The sequence below is a fragment of the Aeromonas sp. 61P genome, from assembly GCF_051919545.1.
GTDB classification, from domain to species: Bacteria; Pseudomonadota; Gammaproteobacteria; order Enterobacterales; family Aeromonadaceae; genus Aeromonas; species Aeromonas veronii.
Window position 1 is genome coordinate 1120939 of sequence record NZ_JBQBEL010000001.1, and the last position, 17904, is coordinate 1138842.

At 56.5% G+C, this 17904-nt stretch carries 20 protein-coding genes; 4 read left to right on the forward strand and 16 right to left on the reverse strand.

Annotated features, from left to right (window positions below; all coding sequences use genetic code 11):
- Positions 1–21: 21 nt before the first annotated feature.
- A complete protein-coding gene (locus tag ACTG2O_RS05430) occupies positions 22–1647 on the reverse strand; it encodes an MCR-3-related phosphoethanolamine--lipid A transferase (protein ID WP_439975446.1) in 1626 nt (541 codons plus the stop codon).
- A gap of 344 nt (positions 1648–1991) precedes the next feature.
- On the opposite strand from ACTG2O_RS05430, the gene ACTG2O_RS05435 reads away from it, so the two are divergent.
- Positions 1992–2558 (forward strand): cytochrome b/b6 domain-containing protein, encoded by a 567-nt coding sequence (locus ACTG2O_RS05435; protein WP_439975447.1) that lies wholly within the window; start codon positions 1992–1994, stop codon positions 2556–2558.
- An 88-nt stretch (positions 2559–2646) separates the two neighbouring features.
- Here the strand turns inward: ACTG2O_RS05435 and ACTG2O_RS05440 are convergent, their stop codons facing one another.
- The 11 genes from ACTG2O_RS05440 to ACTG2O_RS05490 all read right to left on the reverse strand — a co-directional run bounded on the left by ACTG2O_RS05440 (position 2647) and on the right by ACTG2O_RS05490 (position 8222).
- Entirely contained in the window at positions 2647–3063 is a 417-nt protein-coding gene (locus tag ACTG2O_RS05440; RefSeq protein ID WP_439975448.1) for a hypothetical protein, read from the reverse strand.
- Positions 3060–5327, reverse strand: a complete 2268-nt coding sequence (locus ACTG2O_RS05445) for a replication endonuclease (RefSeq protein ID WP_439975449.1) — start codon at positions 5325–5327, stop codon at positions 3060–3062. Before ACTG2O_RS05445 ends, ACTG2O_RS05440 begins: the two co-directional genes overlap by 4 nt.
- A 3-nt stretch (positions 5328–5330) precedes the next feature.
- A complete protein-coding gene (locus ACTG2O_RS05450; protein ID WP_439975450.1) occupies positions 5331–5576 on the reverse strand; it encodes a hypothetical protein in 246 nt (81 codons plus the stop codon).
- On the reverse strand, positions 5573–6022 hold the full coding sequence (locus ACTG2O_RS05455) for a hypothetical protein (RefSeq protein WP_439975451.1): 450 nt from the start codon (positions 6020–6022) through the stop codon (positions 5573–5575). The genes ACTG2O_RS05450 and ACTG2O_RS05455 overlap by 4 nt, the downstream gene beginning before the upstream one ends.
- The gene (locus tag ACTG2O_RS05460) at positions 6019–6216 is read right to left on the reverse strand and encodes a hypothetical protein (RefSeq protein WP_201929699.1); all 198 of its coding nucleotides are present in this window, start codon (positions 6214–6216) and stop codon (positions 6019–6021) included. The genes ACTG2O_RS05455 and ACTG2O_RS05460 overlap by 4 nt, the downstream gene beginning before the upstream one ends.
- Positions 6213–6473, reverse strand: a complete 261-nt coding sequence (locus tag ACTG2O_RS05465; protein WP_075115568.1) for a helix-turn-helix domain-containing protein — start codon at positions 6471–6473, stop codon at positions 6213–6215. Before ACTG2O_RS05465 ends, ACTG2O_RS05460 begins: the two co-directional genes overlap by 4 nt.
- A gap of 2 nt (positions 6474–6475) precedes the next feature.
- On the reverse strand, positions 6476–6664 hold the full coding sequence (locus ACTG2O_RS05470; protein WP_041204794.1) for a hypothetical protein: 189 nt from the start codon (positions 6662–6664) through the stop codon (positions 6476–6478).
- Positions 6665–6730: 66 nt separating this feature from the next.
- Complete coding sequence (locus ACTG2O_RS05475; protein ID WP_374809993.1) at positions 6731–7189, reverse strand: hypothetical protein; 459 nt, start codon at positions 7187–7189, stop codon at positions 6731–6733.
- 11 nt (positions 7190–7200) lie between these two features.
- Positions 7201–7710 carry a phage regulatory CII family protein gene (locus ACTG2O_RS05480; RefSeq protein WP_223379426.1) on the reverse strand — a complete coding sequence of 170 codons (510 nt, stop codon included), beginning with the start codon at positions 7708–7710 and terminating at the stop codon, positions 7201–7203.
- Between the two features lie 27 nt (positions 7711–7737).
- Complete coding sequence (locus tag ACTG2O_RS05485) at positions 7738–8025, reverse strand: hypothetical protein (protein ID WP_429201223.1); 288 nt, start codon at positions 8023–8025, stop codon at positions 7738–7740.
- 11 nt (positions 8026–8036) lie between these two features.
- The gene (locus tag ACTG2O_RS05490) at positions 8037–8222 is read right to left on the reverse strand and encodes a Cro/CI family transcriptional regulator (protein ID WP_219326021.1); all 186 of its coding nucleotides are present in this window, start codon (positions 8220–8222) and stop codon (positions 8037–8039) included.
- Between the two features lie 129 nt (positions 8223–8351).
- Here ACTG2O_RS05490 and ACTG2O_RS05495 point away from each other — a divergent pair, with 129 nt between their 5' ends.
- The 3 genes from ACTG2O_RS05495 to ACTG2O_RS05505 are packed head-to-tail and all read left to right on the forward strand — an operon-like array spanning position 8352 to position 12204.
- Positions 8352–9029: a LexA family protein gene (locus tag ACTG2O_RS05495; RefSeq protein ID WP_421248780.1), complete on the forward strand. Its 678-nt coding sequence runs from the start codon at positions 8352–8354 to the stop codon at positions 9027–9029.
- A gap of 38 nt (positions 9030–9067) precedes the next feature.
- The gene (locus ACTG2O_RS05500; protein ID WP_439975452.1) at positions 9068–11155 is read left to right on the forward strand and encodes an RNA-binding domain-containing protein; all 2088 of its coding nucleotides are present in this window, start codon (positions 9068–9070) and stop codon (positions 11153–11155) included.
- A complete protein-coding gene (locus ACTG2O_RS05505) occupies positions 11152–12204 on the forward strand; it encodes a site-specific integrase (RefSeq protein ID WP_439975453.1) in 1053 nt (350 codons plus the stop codon). The genes ACTG2O_RS05500 and ACTG2O_RS05505 overlap by 4 nt, the downstream gene beginning before the upstream one ends.
- A gap of 362 nt (positions 12205–12566) precedes the next feature.
- Here the strand turns inward: ACTG2O_RS05505 and ACTG2O_RS05510 are convergent, their stop codons facing one another.
- The 4 genes from ACTG2O_RS05510 to pbpG form a co-directional block, all read right to left on the reverse strand.
- Positions 12567–13190: a PepSY-associated TM helix domain-containing protein gene (locus ACTG2O_RS05510; RefSeq protein ID WP_421330365.1), complete on the reverse strand. Its 624-nt coding sequence runs from the start codon at positions 13188–13190 to the stop codon at positions 12567–12569.
- Between the two features lie 64 nt (positions 13191–13254).
- Positions 13255–15297: a TonB-dependent receptor gene (locus tag ACTG2O_RS05515; RefSeq protein ID WP_026034867.1), complete on the reverse strand. Its 2043-nt coding sequence runs from the start codon at positions 15295–15297 to the stop codon at positions 13255–13257.
- 293 nt (positions 15298–15590) lie between these two features.
- Positions 15591–16628 carry an acyltransferase gene (locus tag ACTG2O_RS05520; protein ID WP_019444872.1) on the reverse strand — a complete coding sequence of 346 codons (1038 nt, stop codon included), beginning with the start codon at positions 16626–16628 and terminating at the stop codon, positions 15591–15593.
- Positions 16629–16851: 223 nt separating this feature from the next.
- Positions 16852–17763 carry a D-alanyl-D-alanine endopeptidase gene (pbpG, locus tag ACTG2O_RS05525; RefSeq protein ID WP_019444871.1) on the reverse strand — a complete coding sequence of 304 codons (912 nt, stop codon included), beginning with the start codon at positions 17761–17763 and terminating at the stop codon, positions 16852–16854.
- Between the last annotated feature and the right edge of the window lie 141 nt (positions 17764–17904).

Genomic DNA, 17904 nt, shown 5'->3' on the forward strand with positions numbered 1-17904 from the left:
CCCGAGTGCCCCAGATAATGTTTACTGCACTGTCCGGCACTGGCTGAAAATATCCAGTTCTTGGTCATAGACCGCTGTATTTACATCCCAGATCCCAAGTACGGATGAAAAAATGTTGTCGTGGGAGTAACGGGTATCTGCAGCTTTTTCTTGCAGACAATTCATATCTAGTCCTTTCTCTTTGGAGAAACCGGGTGACATCCATACTTGCATCGGCACACGGGTCTGGTCATCAGGTGCAAACTTGTATGGCGTACCGTGTAGATACAACCCCAAGGCACCCAGTGATTCTCCGTGATCAGAGACATAGATAAGTGCAGTGTTGTACTTATCTTCATATTTTTTTAGCTTCTTAATCATCTCTGCAATCACAAAGTCGGTGTAACGGATCGTGTTGTCATAGGTATTAACCAATTCTTCATCCGTACAGTTTTCGATATCACTGCGCGGACAGTCAGGCAAGAATTTGCGATGGGTATCTGGGTAGCGTTTGTAATATGTCGGACCATGGCTGCCGATAAGATGGAAACCAACCAGCTTGTCTCCTTTCATCTCTGCCACTTCATCATCGAGGTTTTGCAATACTACCTCGTCATAGCAGGTGTTTTTATCGCAGAACTGTGGGTGATCTTTCGGTTGGATTTCGATATTTGGCACCCGGTCACATACTCCCTTGCAACCACCATCGTTTTCTTTCCAGAAAACGGATACCCCGGTCTTCTGCAACACATCCAGTAGCCCCTCGCTATTGCGAGCTCGACTGTCGTCATACTCCTTACGGCCCATGTTGGAGAACATGCAAGGCACAGATACAGCGGTCGCGGTACCGCATGAACGAACATCATTGAAAGAGATCACATCACCACTCTTGCTGGTGAAGGCATTGGTCTCTTTCTCGTAGCCATTCATCGAGAAGTTCTTGCCACGAGCAGTTTCTCCCACAACTAGGAACATCAGGGTGGGCTTGTCCTCTTTTGCTACCCTCTTGGCATCATCGCCCAGAGTGGTAAAGGGAACCGGCTCTGCCATATACCGTTTGTAGAGATACTTGGTAGTGCTGTAGACAAAGTTGGCCGGTACGATCTCACGGTTAAGGGTCTGGTTATTACGCCCGACAGAGACGTAATCCTGATAGTAGAAGGCCGCGATGATCCCGACGATGGCCAGTGAGCACAGCATGGAGAGTCCACGTTGAAAGAGGCCTGCATACCACTTTTTCGGATACTCAATCTCCACAAAAAAGAGCAACACTGCGGGCACAACCCCGGCCAGCACTACCCAGGCTACTATAGGCAGATTGATATAGGAGTAAGCTTCGCTCTGGTTGGTCTCGAAGATATTCTGGATCATGTCCCGATCAAACAGGACGCGGTACTTCATCATGGTGTAGCTGACGATTGAGCCGGTGATAAAGAGAAACGCGAAGAATGGTTTGATCAGATAACGTACTGAAAAGGGCACAAAGACGAAGTTAAGTGCTGCGACCAGCAGGATGGGTATTGATATCGCAAACCCAAGTTTGAAGTGCTCCAGATTGGCGAGGATGTCATAAAAGTGGAGCAATACGGGCCAATTCTGCAGAAAGGCAAACATTAGCGCCAACAATAAAATAAATGGAACAATTTTTATTTTAACAACTGAAGGCATGACTTCTCCCTTAAACATATTTTAAATATTAAAATTTATTTGCATTCCATTACAGCATGGGGATGGTAACAGCTTCGGATGAGTAAGGTTCACAGGGTATTTGTAAAGATATGTAAAATTGTGATCCTTATCAATAAGGAGCGGTTTGATACAAAATAGTGTTTGAAACTTAAGGGATAATTAAGGCCGTATTCTGGTTTCGATAGGAGGTTTTTTGGTCAAAGTGTTTTTTGTCAATCAGTTGCATAGCTTAAGCGTCTCTTAAGAAATCATCGGCATCATCTAATGCATTCTAGGAACGGCGGGATGGTGGGGGACGGCTCATCATGACGTATTGAAAGGTTATGGAGAAAATGATGCCAAACAATAATGAAATCAAAGTGTGGGATCTCGTGGTCAGGTTTTTTCACTGGGCCACAGTTGCACTGTGTGTGCTTAATCTCTTTATTCTCGAGGAGGGGCATCGTAACCATCGTTATGTCGGCTATACCTTGTCTGGATTGTTGGTGATCCGAATCGTGTGGGGTTTTTGGGGGTCTCATTACGCAAAGTTCACTCAGTGGTTTCCCACTCCAACCCGTGTGACTGGCTACGTCCAAGCGAGCATGAAAGGGGAGCACCCCTATCACGCAGGGCATAACCCTATGGGCTCCTTGATGATTATCTTGTTACTGACCTGTTTGGTTGGTACAGCTGTCACCGGGATTCTGACTAACTATGAGGATCTGTTTGGTGATGAGGTAATGGAAGGCATCCATGAGTTTTTTGCCAAAACGTTGCAGATAGCGATTTTCGTGCATGTATTAGCTGTCATTGCGATTGACCGTTTGACTCATGGCGACTTAATTCGGGCGATGATTACTGGCAAGAAACGTGTGCCATCTGGTGTTGATGTTGTCGATAAATGTTAAAGCGTATTTCATACAGCAAAGAGCGGCTTTCCCGCTCTTTTTTATTTCTATGGCTCTTTTGGGTTGATGCGAACAAGCAACATTTAGCTTAGATCGAGAGCGCCCTATGATCTGTGACAATCTGGTGTTTGGCTGGCTGATAGAGAGGGTTGAGCTGTTCGGCTGCGCCCGGGTTGGCTCGGTCGATTGTCACTGGGGTGAGCCCGTCCACGATATGGCGACGGCTTACAGTGCGGCCATCGGCTGAGGGCTCCGGCATGGTGGGGCGGTTGGCGTTGGACTGAAACGGGTTCGGCACCTCTGGGGCGATGGCTGGCAGGGCAAGCTGTGCTGGGCGAGGGTGCCGGCGGCGCAGGATGGCGCAGGCCACGGACTGCTGTTTGCCCTTGAGCATGTCCACCCACTGGCTGATTTCGTGGTCTGGCCAGCGCTGCTGGAGAATGCAGGTTACCCGATTATCCAAGCGGCGGTACTCCTCACGGCTGACGGTCTGCGTGTTGTTCATACCCACTCCTTGCTGTAGTCGTTCTGTTCTTGCAGCCATTCCGGGGTGTCCAACTTTTCCAGCTCGGCCCACATGTGTGACTGGTAGGGCTCCGGCAGCATCTCGATCCAACGGTGCGCTCCAGCGTGTCCTTGCACCTGGTAAACCTTGCCGCACAGTTCGACAAGCATCGGCCAGTCCTCATCCCCTTCTGGTACCGCGTATTCATCCAGCTGGCTCTGTTCCGCGGGCGGCTGGTCATCGAGCCCCCAATCTGGCTCGCTTGGTAGCGATCGGCTCGACTGCGGCTGGCAGTTCTCCAGCCAAAGTGTGAAACCGTCTGCCCTTACGCTGGCCCCAGCCCGCAAACGCTCGATGGAGAAGGGCGATAAGCCCCATTGTTCCCTCATGATCTGGTCTGCGAAGGCATCAGGATCTGGCCGCGTACAGTTATTGTCAGAGCTCCAAGGTGCCGGGCTGTCGCCCGTCTTAACCCCAACCCCCCTCGCTGCAGCCTCGGCGGCTTTTCTGGCGTCATGGGTGCCGGCAGGCACAATTTCCCACCCTTGCAGGCGGGTCTTGATACCCAGGCGAGCGGAGGTAATGCCCATCAGGCGTTTGATGTCTTCGCCATAGCTGTTGGCCTGCTCCTCGATGAGGTGGGCCAGCTTGATGGGGTGTTCGGCACGGGTTGCCAGTGCGCCGCCCATGGCGTGCAGGTAGCAGCGGAAGATGCCGTTATCTGCGGCAAAGCGGGCGGCCTCAAAGCGCGGGTCTTGCAGCACGGGCTTGGGTGGGCCCACCTGTTCGGCATGCTTCTTGGCGTTGCTGATGCGGCGCAGCTCGCGCCATACCCCGACCGGGGCGCCGCCGATCTGCTGGAAGGTGCGAATGCCCCACCAACTGGCCCAGGCCACGGCATGCAGGGCGCCCTCATCGGCGGCGGTGCCGGCCTCTTCGTCGTCGTCCAGGTAGGCGCCGTCGATGTTCTTGGCAATGTATTTGGCGATATAGCCCGCGGCATCGCCCTTGGCCGGGTCTATCTCTTTCCAGTCAAAGCGGGGTGTGAAGTCGGTAAAGGGTGGGGCGCCCTTGATATCCCGTACCAGCTCTTCGTGGTCATCGGTCAAGGCATAGCGTTGCAGGATGCCGATCACCCGGTTGCGATCTTCCGGGCGCATAAATAGCAGCAGATGCCAGTGCGGGGTGCCGTCGTGGTGAGCCTCGCACACGCGAAATCCATAGACGGGAGCGTTCCACCGTTTGAGAGCGGCCCTGGCGCGGCTCCAGAGCTTGGCCAGATAGGCGCAGGTCTCCCGCGGTGTGGCCCCTTGATAGCGTTTGTTCTCTACCGCTTTGCCGTTGTGCTTTTGTGTCCAGGCATGAAAGCGGCTTGGGGCGGTCCAGGTGAAGAAGACCCCCACATGACCTTGCTCCTCGGCATAGTCATTGAACCCCCGAGCACGCACCATCATTTCGTTGCGGCGGTTCACCGGGTTGGCGTTGCTGGCCTCCCAGCAATCCTTCATCGACACGACCAGGTCATACTGCTCGTTGACCACTTCCGACTCGGCCAGCCAGCGCATCATGGCCCGCTTGCGTTCGCGCACCACCTTCATAGTGGCGTTCGATACATAAGCCGACACGCCCTTGCGTACCTTGCCGAGCAGAATGTTGATCTGCTCCTGCAGGCGGTCCCAGCAGCGGTTGACGCGCTTCTCCCACCACTTGGCAGAGAGCAGGCGCACCAGCACGCTCAGGATCCAGTTATCCCGCACCTCGTCGGATTTGAACTTGGGCATCTTACCGATAAAGCCCCACTGATTGGCAGGCTGGCGCATCAGCTCCCAGGTCTGCAGCAGATCCGGTTCGGCCCCTTCTTTTATGTCCTGCTCGATGTGCTTGTAAATGGCTGCGGTCTGGTTGGCGAACTGGTGGGCCACCTTCTTGCGGCCGTCTTCATCGCGCATCTCCCTCGGGTTGACCGGGATGGAGTGGAGCAGCTGGCGCACCCAGCGGGTTCGCTCACGCAGCCAGATATTGGCCGCCCGACAATGGGTGAAACTGCAATCCTTGCGGCGCCGCGCGTACTGCTTGAACAGGTCGCGGGTTAGCTCGGGGGAGAGGCCATCGAGCAGTTGGATGGCCCACAGCAGATCGTATTGGCCGCGTGGGCCGCCGAAAACGGCGTCAAAGTTGACGCCGGGCAGAGAGTTGCAAAGGGTGTTGACGCGCTGCAGCTGTGCTTTCCTCGACAGCGGCAGCCGGGTGGTGAGCTTGGTCATGCGTTAAGCGGATAACGTCTTGATGCGAAACAGGCATCCACAGATGCGTTGTTGGGCATGGTTTTTCATTCGACGGGCGGCCGCACACTGGCGCAGCAACAGCTTGATGCTGACGCGGGGACGGGCAGGTAGCCGACGCGCATGGGCCAGCTCCCGTTGATAAAGACGCAGCCGCGCTGCGTCCTCCCGATAGGTCTCTTGCCAGCGATACATCAGGCTGGTCAGTTCCTGCTGCAGGTGATGGGTCACTTGATCACCTCACCTTGCCCATGCAGTGGCGCGCACTCCTGCCACCACTCGCCGATCTCTTTGGCCAGTGCGGTTGCCCCCTGGCCCAGCGCCAGCCAATAGACAGAACGCACGGCACCGAGCGCCAGCAGCTCCCGGGGGATATCCCGACCGCCTCTGGCCTCACCGCCGGCAGCGATAAATTCAGCGCGAGCAGCCAGCCAGTGGGTGGTCAGCGTGTTGTGAGCGGGGAGTTGTGCCGCCTCTTCATCGTCTTCATCGCCGTCATCATCAAGCAGATCAGCCGGGTTGCTGGTCGCAACCAGCTGTAGCTGGATGTACTGCTGGCCGGAGTAAACCCCGCCCAGGGCGATGCGGTTGTCTTCGGCATTGGCGGCGAACATATCGGCCAGCAGCCCTTCGACCACTTTGGGCGCCTGGCGGGCAATCTTGATGATGTCGCTCATTGGCAGGCCCTCCGGTTGATGCTGACAAACAGTTGGTGCCAGCGCAGGGCACGCTTTGCCTGGGCCACCAGGGATTTACCCTCAGTGCCTCGATATTGGTGAGCGTGTCGTGCTTTGGCGGTGAGCCGCTGGCGCAGGCGCGGCAACTCGGCCAGCGCCTCCTGCTCGGATACGGGATGGAAGATCTTGGTCATGCCTGCACCTCCGGCGTGGCGATGCCGGTCAGTAGCCAAGCGACATGGCGTTTCAGCTCAGGGTGGTTGGCGATCAGCAGGAACAGGCCGCCCCCAATCTCGCGGTATCCCAGCTCGTAGTTCTTGAGCGTGGTGGGCGGAATGCCGAGCTGGTCGGCAAACTTGGGGCGGCTCAGCTTCAACTGTTCCCGCAACTGGCGCAGACGCTTGGCGGCATGGTGGTTGAGCAGATTGATTTGGGTCGGTTGTGCGTTCATGGTCAGGCTCCTTGTTGAGTGGTGCAGGGGTTGATGCGGCTGAACAGAGAAGCCCAAGCCAGTGCGGTTGACCGCTCCATAAGCGCAACCCCGTCCGGGTGTTGGCTAAGACGGGCGCCATAACGGCCCGTCAGCTTGCGTTGTTGGATGCGAAGGTTGCGCAGGGCGCAGGGGATCGCTAAAGTTGCCATGTCGACTTCCTCATACGTTGTTGATAGAGGCCCGCTTGGAGTTGCAGCTCCGTAATGCGGGCTTTTTTATTGCCCAATAGGACGTGGGCCTTGCCCGGTCATCTGGCTTGCTGCCAGCACCGCGCGTTTCATGCGCAGTTTTGCTGCCCTCTCTTTTTTCTCCCTCTCGATATCCCTGATAGATCTGGTGACCGGAGCCGGGTGCCACACCTTGGTGTCACAGCCGCCGCGAAATTCGCTTTGGTACTCCAGTGCAATCACTGCAAGGCGGATTGCCTCGCGCTGCGCATGCGGCAATGCCGACAGCGTGGCGCTCATCAGTTCGCCCCGAGGCTGGCGGGCGATGGCACAGATGGCCGCTTTTTTGGCCTGGCCCAGTGCCAGCCAGTCGGTGTCGAGGCTCGAACGCTTCTTGCCGAACATCTCGCGCAGCAACATGCAGCCGGCGGTGTTCATGGCCACCTGTTCTTCTGGCGTCAGGCCAGCCAGATTGCGTTGTTGATGGTCAATGCGTTGGGTATGCATGGGTTCCCTCCTTACATGGTCATGGTTTGCATCAGGATGTCTGACGCACAGGCCAGGGTCGGCACCGCCTGAAAGCGGGCCTCAATGTCGTGGATCAGGATGGCGAGTGACCCCATGGCCGAGGTGGCCACGCTCACCAAGGTGTTGCGCTCAGAGCGGGTGATCCGGCCGCGGTCGGTCAGCTCCAGCGCTCGCTGGCCAATGCTGGCGATCTTGGCGTTCAGATCGATGGCCTGGTGGGGCAGGGAAGGGGCCCGATCAGCTTTGGGAATAGCCACTGCAGTGAGGCCACACTCCAACAGCAAACCGTCGAACAGGGTCTCGTCCCCCTCGGTGGCGTGATAAATGGCCACCAGTTCCCGGGCGGTGAGTTGGTGCGGTTGTGCTGGGTTTAACTTGTTGCGCAGTAACTGTTCGCCAATACCTGCAGCGCGTGCCACCTCGGCAAGGGAATGGCTGGCGGCGAAGCGTGAGCAGGCGGACTCGAAGTGCGGTTGTTTGGTTGAACTCAGGTCAAACATAGTGAACTCATCCTTGGCCGGTTATGGTTAACTCGCGAGCTTGAAGTTGTGTACTAACATCGAGCCGGCCATCTGCTTAGCGATGAACACATGCACCTTGACCATCACCAGCTCGTTGCCTCTGGTTTTTTCCATGACATCGAGGCGGCCGGCTCTGACCCAGTGGCGAGCAGTGTCGACAGAGACACCGATCCACTCGGCGAACTTGGCGATGGGCATCAGCGGTGGAATGTCAGGGGAGATCACAAGGTTGATCGCACTGACAGTCATCGCTGGAGCATGCGAAACGGCAGGGTTGATATGACGAGGTGGCATAGACTCAACCCTTACTGCGCAGGGCGAGACTGAGAGGAGTTAGCTTTCAGCTTGCCGCCGGTCATCAATTCGAGCTGATAGGCGCGACCTTGGGGAATTGTCTCGCCCCACTGTGAAATTGATTGAGGCTTGATACCTAGAGCGGCAGCCAATTGAACAACGCTGCCATAATGCTGAACTGCGTCATGCTTTTTCATTTTCTTACTCTCCTAGCAGGTTTTACATGCTTTATGGAAGTAAATGTAAGATCGCTTGCTAGCAAAAGCAACAAAAACTTACCAAAAAAGAAAGTAAAAACTACGGAGTCGTTGTGTAAGATAACTTACATGAACATACATTCGCGCATAAAATCACAACGATTAGTTCACGGCTTGACCCAAGAATCCTTGGCTAAAAAGCTGGGGATTAACCGTGTTTCAATCAGCCAGTGGGAGCGGGGAGACACCTCGCCGAAAGGTAACAACCTAGTGAGGCTTGCTGAGATTCTTGGTGTTAAGCCGGAATGGCTGCTTTTTGGAGAAGATGCAGTAAGCAGCACTGGGACAAACTTGCCCGGTTATCACAACGTTGAGCCAGCAGTGATCCCTCAAGGGAGCCGTGTTCCGATTCTGAGTTATGTCCAGGCTGGTAACTGGCGGGAGATGTGCGAGCAGGCCACTACCTTCGATGGCAATGTTGAGTTTGTGTCTGCCAGTGTAGATATCGGCCCTTGCGGGTTTGGTCTCTGGCTACGCGGAAATTCCATGACCCCATTCTTCAACGAAGGGGATCTGGTGATCGTTGACCCTGACGAACAGCCTCGCCCAGGGGACTACGTAGTGGCTAAGAATGGTAGCGAAGAGGCCACCTTCAAGAAGTACCGGCCCCGCGGCATTGATGAGAGCGGGCAAGAGGTGTTCGAGCTGGTTCCCCTCAATGACGATTACCCCACTATGCACTCCGACCGGCAGCATATCGAGATCATCGGCGTGATGGTCGAGCATCGAACTTTCCGGAAACGATAAGGGCGCCAAGGCGTCCTTTTTTCAAGGTACCCATACTGATGAATACAGAACATCCGCAGGATGATTGCGAGCTGGACTTTGAGACCTTGGTTGAAACTTGTGAGCTTGAGTGCAAGTTGGCTCAGGGGGCCGGTGGCAAAGGGGAGTTACCTAAAGATTTTTGGCGAACCTACAGCGGCATGGCTAACGCCAAGGGCGGTGTTGTTCTACTCGGCGTCAAAGAAAACAAAGGTCAGTTTTCTGTTGCTGGAATAGAAAATATTGAGAAGGTGAAGCAAGACCTTTTTAACCAGCTAAATAATCCATCCAAGGTTAGTTCTAACCTGCTGTCAGAAGACGATGTCGTCACGCTGAGCCAAGACGGCAAGCAGTTTCTTCGTATTAACATCCCTGCCGCGACGCGGAAACAGAAACCAGTATTCATCAACAACGATATGTATTCGGGGACTTATCGACGACTCCATGATGGTGATCGGCCATGTGACCGTGAAACGGTCAAACGTATGGTTGCCGAACAGATAGAGGATGAGCGTGATGCCAGAATTCTTACCGGTTTTACTTTTGATGACCTGGATCCTGAGAGCATAAGTGCTTACCGAAATTACCTTTTGGCTGCCAAACCGGGACACCCTTGGTTAGATCTTTCCTCAGAAGAGTTGGTAAAGAGCTTACGAGGCTGGCGGCACAATAGAGCAACGGGTGAGAAAGGGATAACCCTTGCTGGATTACTCATGTTTGGAAAGTGGGATGCCATTCAAGAAGGTGTTCCGCATTATGTTGTGGACTACCAAGAGCGGCCAGAAGCCAGGGCAGAAAGGCGCTGGATCGACCGTGTGTTCCCTGATGGAAGCTGGTCAGGCAACTTGTTCGATTTTTACCGTAAGGTCTATCGCAAACTCATTGCTGACCTCAAAGTCCAATTTACTCTGACAGAAGGTTTACGTGTCGAGGATAGCCCGGTCCATGTCGCGCTGCGTGAGGCCCTGATTAATGCTCTTGTTCATGCGGATTATTCTGGGAACGTATCGGTATTGATAGTTAAGCGGCCCGATATGTTTGGTTTCAGAAACCCTGGCTTAATGCGAATCCCCTACGAGCTGGCCATTAAGGGTAGTAACAGTGATTGCCGCAACGGGATTTTGCATCAGATGTTCTTGATGATTGGCCTTGGTGAGCGTGCAGGGTCTGGGATACCGAAGATTTTTAGCGGCTGGAAGAGTCGTCAATGGGCACAGCCTAGGCTGCGAGAGGTTGAGCTTCCCGAACAGACTCTTCTTGAGTTGCACATGACAGACATTATTCCTTTGGAAAAGATGAATGAGCTTTCCCATCGATTGGGAATTGATATCACAGCACTACCAGCACTAGAAAAGTTGATCCTTTATTATGCTGATTTGGATGGGTGGGTAAACCACGAAAGGATATGTGGGGTCACAGAAGATCACCGCAGAAACATTACTGTCGCGCTATACAAACTGGAGCGACAAGGGTTGCTACTATCCAAAGGAAGCCATAAGAGCAAGTTCTACCATCTACCAGATGTACAACCGATGACACCTGATGATGAGTTTGGACAGGAATTTATGGAAGCGGTGTTTATCCAGAATCCTAACAGCATGAAGGATTGCAGTTACCCTCACAATCCGGAACTAAGTCCGGAGCTAAGTCCGGAGCTAAGTCCGGGGCTAAGTCCGGAGCTAAGTCCGGAGCTAAGTCCGGAGCTAAGTCCGGAGCTAAGTCCGGAGCTAAGTTCGGATTCGGATTATTCATTCGGGGCATCTCCAGACGAATACCAGTCATTTTTAGCATCAATCTGGTCCATTCTTGAGGCTCGAGTGGCGCCATATAAGGCGATTCCAAAGCGTAAGACAACAGAAGAACAAACTCGGCAAGCAATTATGGATGTTTGCAGTGCAGGTTACCTGACGCTGGCAGATATCAGCACTCTGCTGGGGCGGAGTGCCGACTCACTACGGAAAAATTACCTAAAGCCAATGGTTAGAGAAGGTCTACTAACTCTCGCTTTTCCCCAAACCCCCTCACACCCTAAGCAGGGCTATTGTACTTCGTTAGAGCATTGGCTTGACCCCGAAGCTGAAGAGCAAGAAAAAACAGAAGATTCATGACCGTTCGTAAACTTTCCGATGGCTCAACCAAACCCTGGTTGGTTGAGGTTTACCCTCAAGGCCGTGATGGCCCTCGCATGCGCAAGCGCTTCGCTACCAAGGGCGAAGCGCTTGCGTGGGAAAAACACATGCTGGCGCAGCCCTGGCAGCGGCCAGAGGTGGGTAATGCGGATGAGCGGCGGCTGAGTGACTTGGTGGCGCTCTGGTATGGTCGCCACGGCCAAACCCTGACCGATGGTGAGCGACGCCGCGACAAGCTGAATTGGCTGGCGGAGGCGCTGGGCAACCCGCTGGCTACCGAGTTCACGGCCCAACAGTTTGCGGCTTACCGCGAACGGAGATTGGCGGGAGAGCTGTATGTGCCCGGTCAGCGCAAACAGGTATCCCCGACCACCATCAACCGCGAACTGCTCTACCTGCAGGCGGTGTTCAATGAACTTGGCCGCTTGGGTGAGTGGGAGCACGGTAACCCGCTAGAGGTGTTGCGTCAGTACAAGGTGCAAGAATCCGAGCTGGCGTTCCTGAATCAGGATGAGATTGAACGGTTACTCGCGGCCTGTACAGGCCTGAAAGATTTGTGGCTGATCGTGATGCTCTGCCTTTCGACCGGGGCTCGCTGGTCAGAGATCGAGAAGCTTACCCGCTCACAGGTTGGCATCGGCCGGCTTACTTTCACCCGAACGAAAGGCAAGAAGAATCGCACTGTGCCGGTGGCAGGTTGGCTATTGGCCTTGTTGCCCAAGCGCACTGGCCGCTTATTTGGTGACTGCTACGCTGAGTTCGAGAAGGCGATACGGCGGGCCGAGATTGAATTGCCTGCAGGCCAAAGCACCCACGTTCTGCGTCATACCTTCGCCAGTCACTTTATGATGGGGGGAGGTAACATTCTGGTGTTGCAACGGATCCTAGGGCATACCGATATTAAGATGACAATGCGCTATGCTCACTTTGCCCCGGATCACCTTGAAGATGCAGTCAAACTCAACCCGATCACCGCGCTGAAAAATGGCGGCAAAATGGCGGCAGCGCTCACCAGCGATACCCAATAAGCCCCATCCATCCCCAAGCAAACCCGCGAAAACACGGCAAGTTATTGATTCAACATGGCTTGCGATGGTTTCAAAATCCGCCGGTGAATAACCGTGTCGGTTCGAGTCCGACCCCGGGCACCATCAAATTCATGACAAAAGGCCATCAGCAATGATGGCCTTTTGTTTTTTGGCGTTCCTGCGCATTGGTGCGTTGCTGCTGAGTAGGCAGTACTTCCCGTTACCTCTTGGTATCCCTTCTCTTTTCCCGCTCTCCGTTATTTCATTTCCTTGATATAGCCGCTGACTGCATCACCGCCAGCGGCCTGTCTCTATTGCGGTTTTCTTTCCAAACCTTGCTGCATCAGAACATGGTTGCAGCGTTACCCCAGCAGGGCAAACAGCAGGGTGCCGAGGCTGCCTGCGAGCGTCAGCACGATGATGGCTCTGGGTGTACCGTGCAGCTTGGTCCACATAAACAGGCTGGTGAGGGCGAGCAGCAGCAGAGCCAGGGCGGCGATATCGCCAAACAGCTGCCAGCCGAGGCCGGTACCCATGCCGCGGTGCAGCCGGTTTAGGCTGGCGGCAAAGTTGGCCAGTTGCAGGTCGGTACGTACCAGCAGGGTGCCCTCGACATAGCTGGCGGCCACGCTCTGGCTGAGGGTAACGCCGCGCATCTCCCACTTGGCGGGCAGGATGAGCGGGCCGTTCGGAGTGGGCAGGGTCTGGGCCGGGGTGATCATGGTTCGCCCGTCGGCAAAGGTATCGGGATAGCGCTGTTGCAACAGGCTTTTCAGCTGCTCCGGGCTGGCGAGCGGCGCCTCCAGCACTATCTCTTCACTCGATTTGTCGGTGTGGGGGCCGGGGATGGGCAACACGGCACGGTGTTGCAGCCAGAGACCGGTGATGCCGTACATCAGCATCAGGGCGAGGGTAAAAAAACCGGCCCAGGCATGGAGGCGGCGTACCCATTTGTTGTTGTGAAGGGGAACTCTTCTGCGTTTCATCGTGGTTGCTTCATAAAAAAACTGGCCAGCAGGGGCTGGCCAGTCGGGGTGGTTGTCACAGAGATCAGAAGCGGTAGGTACCGGTCAGACTCAGCTGACGGGGCGTACCCGGCATGATCTGGGTGGCACTGGTGGCGCTGACAAAGTACTCGTGATCGGTCAGGTTTTCGGCGCTCAGCTCGGCTTCCCACTGCTGCCAGCGATAACCGGCGCGCGCATCGAAGCGGGCGTAACTGGGCAGTGTGGTGGTGTTGGCGTTGTCGGCGAAGCGATCGCCCACCGCCGTTACGCCGGTTTCACCGAACCAGCCCTGCTCGCCACTCTTGTAGCCGAGGTAGAACTGGCCATTCTGGCGGGAGACGTTCATCGGGCGCTTGCCCTGCAGATCCGCGTCCGCCTTGACCTGCTCCGCATCCTGAATGGCGAAGCCGCCACGCAGGTAGATCTCGTCGGTCAGCTCGGCACGTGCGCTCAGCTCGACACCCTCGGTACGCTGCAGGCCGGTGAGGATCACCTTGGTGGGATCCAGCGGATCCTTGGTGCGCTTGTTGTACATCTCCAGTCGATAGAGGGAGAGAGTGGTCGCCAGCTTGCCGTTCAGCCAGTCACTCTTCACCCCCCCCTCGTAGAGGCGGGTGTGCTGGGGTTCCAGCCCGTTGTTCTTGTCACCTGGGGTGATGCCGATCAGCTCGCCGCCCACCGGAGTGAAGGTCTTGCTGTAGGAGGTGTAGAAGGCGTGATCCTCGAGGGGATTCCACACCAGACCGAGGCGCGGGCTCAGGCTGTTGACCGAGACGCTCTCCTCCTTGTTGAGGTCGTAGCGGCGACTGGTGACGGTGAAGTCGTCACGGCGCAGCCCGCCCACCAGATGCCAGTCACCCAGGGTGAGCTGATCCTGCAGATAGAGGCCATTGCCGCGCACCTTGTGTTTGGCGTCGCTGGAGAGCTTCATGGCGCCATTGTAGGTGGGCAGCGAGCCCGGATCGTAGAGATTACCAGACGGGATGGCGGTGGCGTTCTGGTAGAGCTTGGGTGTGCGCTCCTGCCAGTTCTGCTCGAAGCCAACCAGCAGGCGATGTTCCACCGGGCCGGTCTGGAACAGACCTTCGGCCTCGGTGTTGCTGATCAGGCTCTTCGCTTTCAGATCTTGCTGCCAGCGGGAGCGGGTCACCTGATCCCCTTTGACGCTGGTGACATAGGTGTTGTCAAACTGGCTGTCGAGGGTGGAGTAACCGAGCTGCTGGCGCAGCTGCCACTGATCGTTGATATCCCAGGAGAGGCGGGAGCGGGTGGATTGCGCCACGTCATCGATGAAGTCGCGACTGGTATCGCTGTAGACATACTCCCGCGGCACATCGGCCGGGCGACCATTGATCCCGGGAATGCCGCGATCCGGGGTGCGGTCATGTTCGTTGCGCTCGTACTGTACCAGCCAGTTGAGGTTGTCGCTGATCTCCCAGTTGACGGAGGGGGCCAGCAGGGTACGCTTGCTCTTCACGCCGTTGCGGAAGCTATCTTTGTCCTCTTGCGCCATGTTGAGGCGCAGCTGTACCTGTTCGCTCGCCTCACCATTGAGGTCGGCGGCCAGTCGTTGGCTGTCAAAACTGCCGACCCGGGCGGTAACGCTGGACTCCTCTCCTTTCTGCGGCTTCTTGCTGACCCGGTTGACGATGCCCCCCGTGCTGCCGCGGCCGTAGAGCACGGCAGCCGGGCCCTTGAGCACTTCCACTCGCTCGATGTTGCCGAGATCCCGGGTGTACTGCATGTCGTCGCGGAACCCGTCGAGATAGAAGTCGTTGCTGGCGCTGAAGCCGCGGATGTTGACCCCGTCGAAGCGGGTATCACCGCTGGCGTTGACCCCGGGAATGCCGCTCAGGGCTTCACTCAGCGTCGGTTGGCCGAAGGCGGTCAGCTCGCTGACCTTGACGCTGTCGATGGTCTGGGGAACCAGCTTGGCTGGCGTATTGGTACGGGTAGCGGTGGCAACTTCCTGATGCTGGGAACGTTTACCAACCACAGTCATGGTTTCATCGGCGGCCTGGGCTGTGAAGCCGGTGCCCAGCAGTGCCAGCGAGACCAGCGTTCTGCGAAAGTGAGGGTGCTGCATATTCAATGTTGACTCTTTGGATGTCGACCTGACGGCTCGAACATATTGATTTAATTATAATTAGCCTGACCCGCTCAAGCGGGATGCCAATGATATTGATTTTCATTTGTCTGGCAAGGTGAAAATAGAGGGGGGCAGTGGTGGCAGGTTTTACGGTTGGGGAAGCGCGGCTGAAAAGTAGAACCATTGCAGCAAACCGCGCGAACGACGCAAGGGAAAAAGGGCGTAGCGGAAGAGAAAGGGACAAAACGTGAAGAGGCATCCGGCCCGATAGGACGGGCCGGATATCGGACTCAGTAGGTGCGCAGCAGTCGGCGGGCGAGGGGGAGGGCCGCCATCAGGCGATAGGCCAGCAGAGACGCTCCCAGCAGCAGCGGCACCTTGGCAATCTCCCACAGGATGGATGCGCCCTGCGGGCCGAACACGAAGAGCCAGACCACCAGCATCATGTGCAGGCAGTAGATCCCGAGCACTTTGGGGGCCTGGCGCTCAAGCCAGCTGCCCTTGCCCCACTCGGGGTTGGCCAGCAGCAGGCCAAACAGGCCGATAGCCCAGGGAAGGGAGCCGAGCAGGAAGTCGTGGCGGGTGAGCGGCACTGCGGCAAAGTGCTGCAGCGCCCAGGCTTCACAGCCATAGAGCGCCACGCCCGCCAGCAGCAGTTGCCAGCCGATGCGGGCATCGGGCTGCCACTGACGCTGGCGCAACAGGGCGCCGAGCGCCACAAACAGCAGGGAGAAGAAGGGGCCGTTACGGGTGAGCAGTGGCCACTCGGCGCCCAGCAGCGGCTTGGCATAGGAGCCCCCCAGCAGCGCCAGCAGGTAAAGGCCAAGACCCAGCCAGAGGGCGAGCGATGGTCTGCCAAGCCGATAGCAGAGTGCCAGCAGGGCCACCGCCATCACCAGGGCTGGCAGAAACCAGAGGTGGATCATGCCGCCCACCAGCCAGCCATTGAGGGGGTCGCCGAGCTGGAATTGCCACTGCCCGCGCAGGGAGGCCAGATAGCCTTGCTGCACGGCATCCAGCGGATTGAACGGCACCAGCAGGTAGACCAGACTCCATACCAGCCAGAGCAGCAGTAAGGGGTGGCAGTAGCGCCAGGCAACGGTCAGCGGCGCTTCGCGGCTCAGTCTCGGCTGCAGAAAGTAACCGGCACAGAGGAAAAACAGCGGCACGGCAAAGCGGCATAACTGGTTGATTGTGCCGCTCAGCCAGAGCCAGGATCCGCTTCCCCACAGGGCGGGATTGAAGGGATTGGCGAAGGGGGATACGTGAATGGTCATCACGGCCAGAATGGCCAGTACCCGCCCGCACTCGATACTGGAAATACGCATGGTGGCTCGTCGCTACAGGGGTTGTGATGGCACGCTAAAATTCTTGCCGAAAACTTACAACCAATTGATTCTATTAGTGTGAATCACGCTGTTGAGTAGTTACGTTTTGTAACGGGATGGCGGAAGGTGTTACCTGTAACGGGAGCAAGCTCCCGTTTTTGGGCGCGCTCATGCAGATAAAAAAAGCGAGGCGGGCGCCTCGCTTGGTTGGGGATGTTCGAGCTTACTGGTGAGTCAGCATGCTGCTCTGGTTGGCTGCCAGGGTGGTTCTGCCCGAGCTCTCCAGCCAGGTTTTGATCCGCTTGGCGTCGGCGACCCGATCGTTGGTGGTCTCGGCATTGAGCAGCACCATGATCACCGGCTCACGATTGACCTTGGTGCCCAGCACCAGACAGCGGCCCGCTTCGCGGATATAGCCGGTCTTGGAGAGGGTGAACTCCCATTGCCCTTCGCGGATCAGCCGGTTGGAGTTGAGGTAGTGCAGCTGGCGCTTGTTGGTGCGCACATAGCTCTGCTCGTCGGTGGAGTACTGGCGGATCAGCGGATAGGAGGCAGCTGCGGCGGCGAGCTTGGCGAGATCCTGCGCGGTGGAGACATTGCGCGGGTTGAGTCCGGTGCTGTCGGCGTAGCGGGTATTCCACATCCCCAGCATGCGGGCCTTGGCATTCATCGCCTCGACGAAGGCGCGCTGGCCGCCGGGATAGTGGCGGGCCAGCGCCGAGGCTGCGCGGTTTTCAGAGGACATCAGGGCGATATGGAGCATTTCGGCGCGGCTGAGCCTGGAACCGATGGCCAGGCGCGAGCCGGTTCCCTTGATGCGGTCGATGTCGGCATTGGTCACCGTGAGCATTTCGTTAAGGCGCAGGTTGGCATCCAGCACCACCAGCGCCGTCATCAGCTTGGTGAGTGAGGCGATGGGCATTACCCGGTTGCCGTTGCGCTCGGAGATCACCTCGCCGGTTCTGTGGTTGGCCACCACGAAGGCAGCCGAGCTGAGGTTGGGCACATCCCGTCGCTCGAGAAAGCCGCTGCTGCTCTTGCTGCTGGCGGCAAAGGGGTTGGCATGGGCACTGTCCATAGTGGCCGGCAGCATTACTGCGCCAAGCAACAGGGGAAGGAGGGAACGCATCATCATGATCAGCTCTACCGGACGAAATACAGGGATATCTCGCTAAGTTATATGTCGTGAACTGGCGCTTCACAATCATTCTCACCTTGATATTGATAATTTACGGCGTTGAGCGCGCTCTGACGGCGAGGAGAGCGTAAAAGAGGT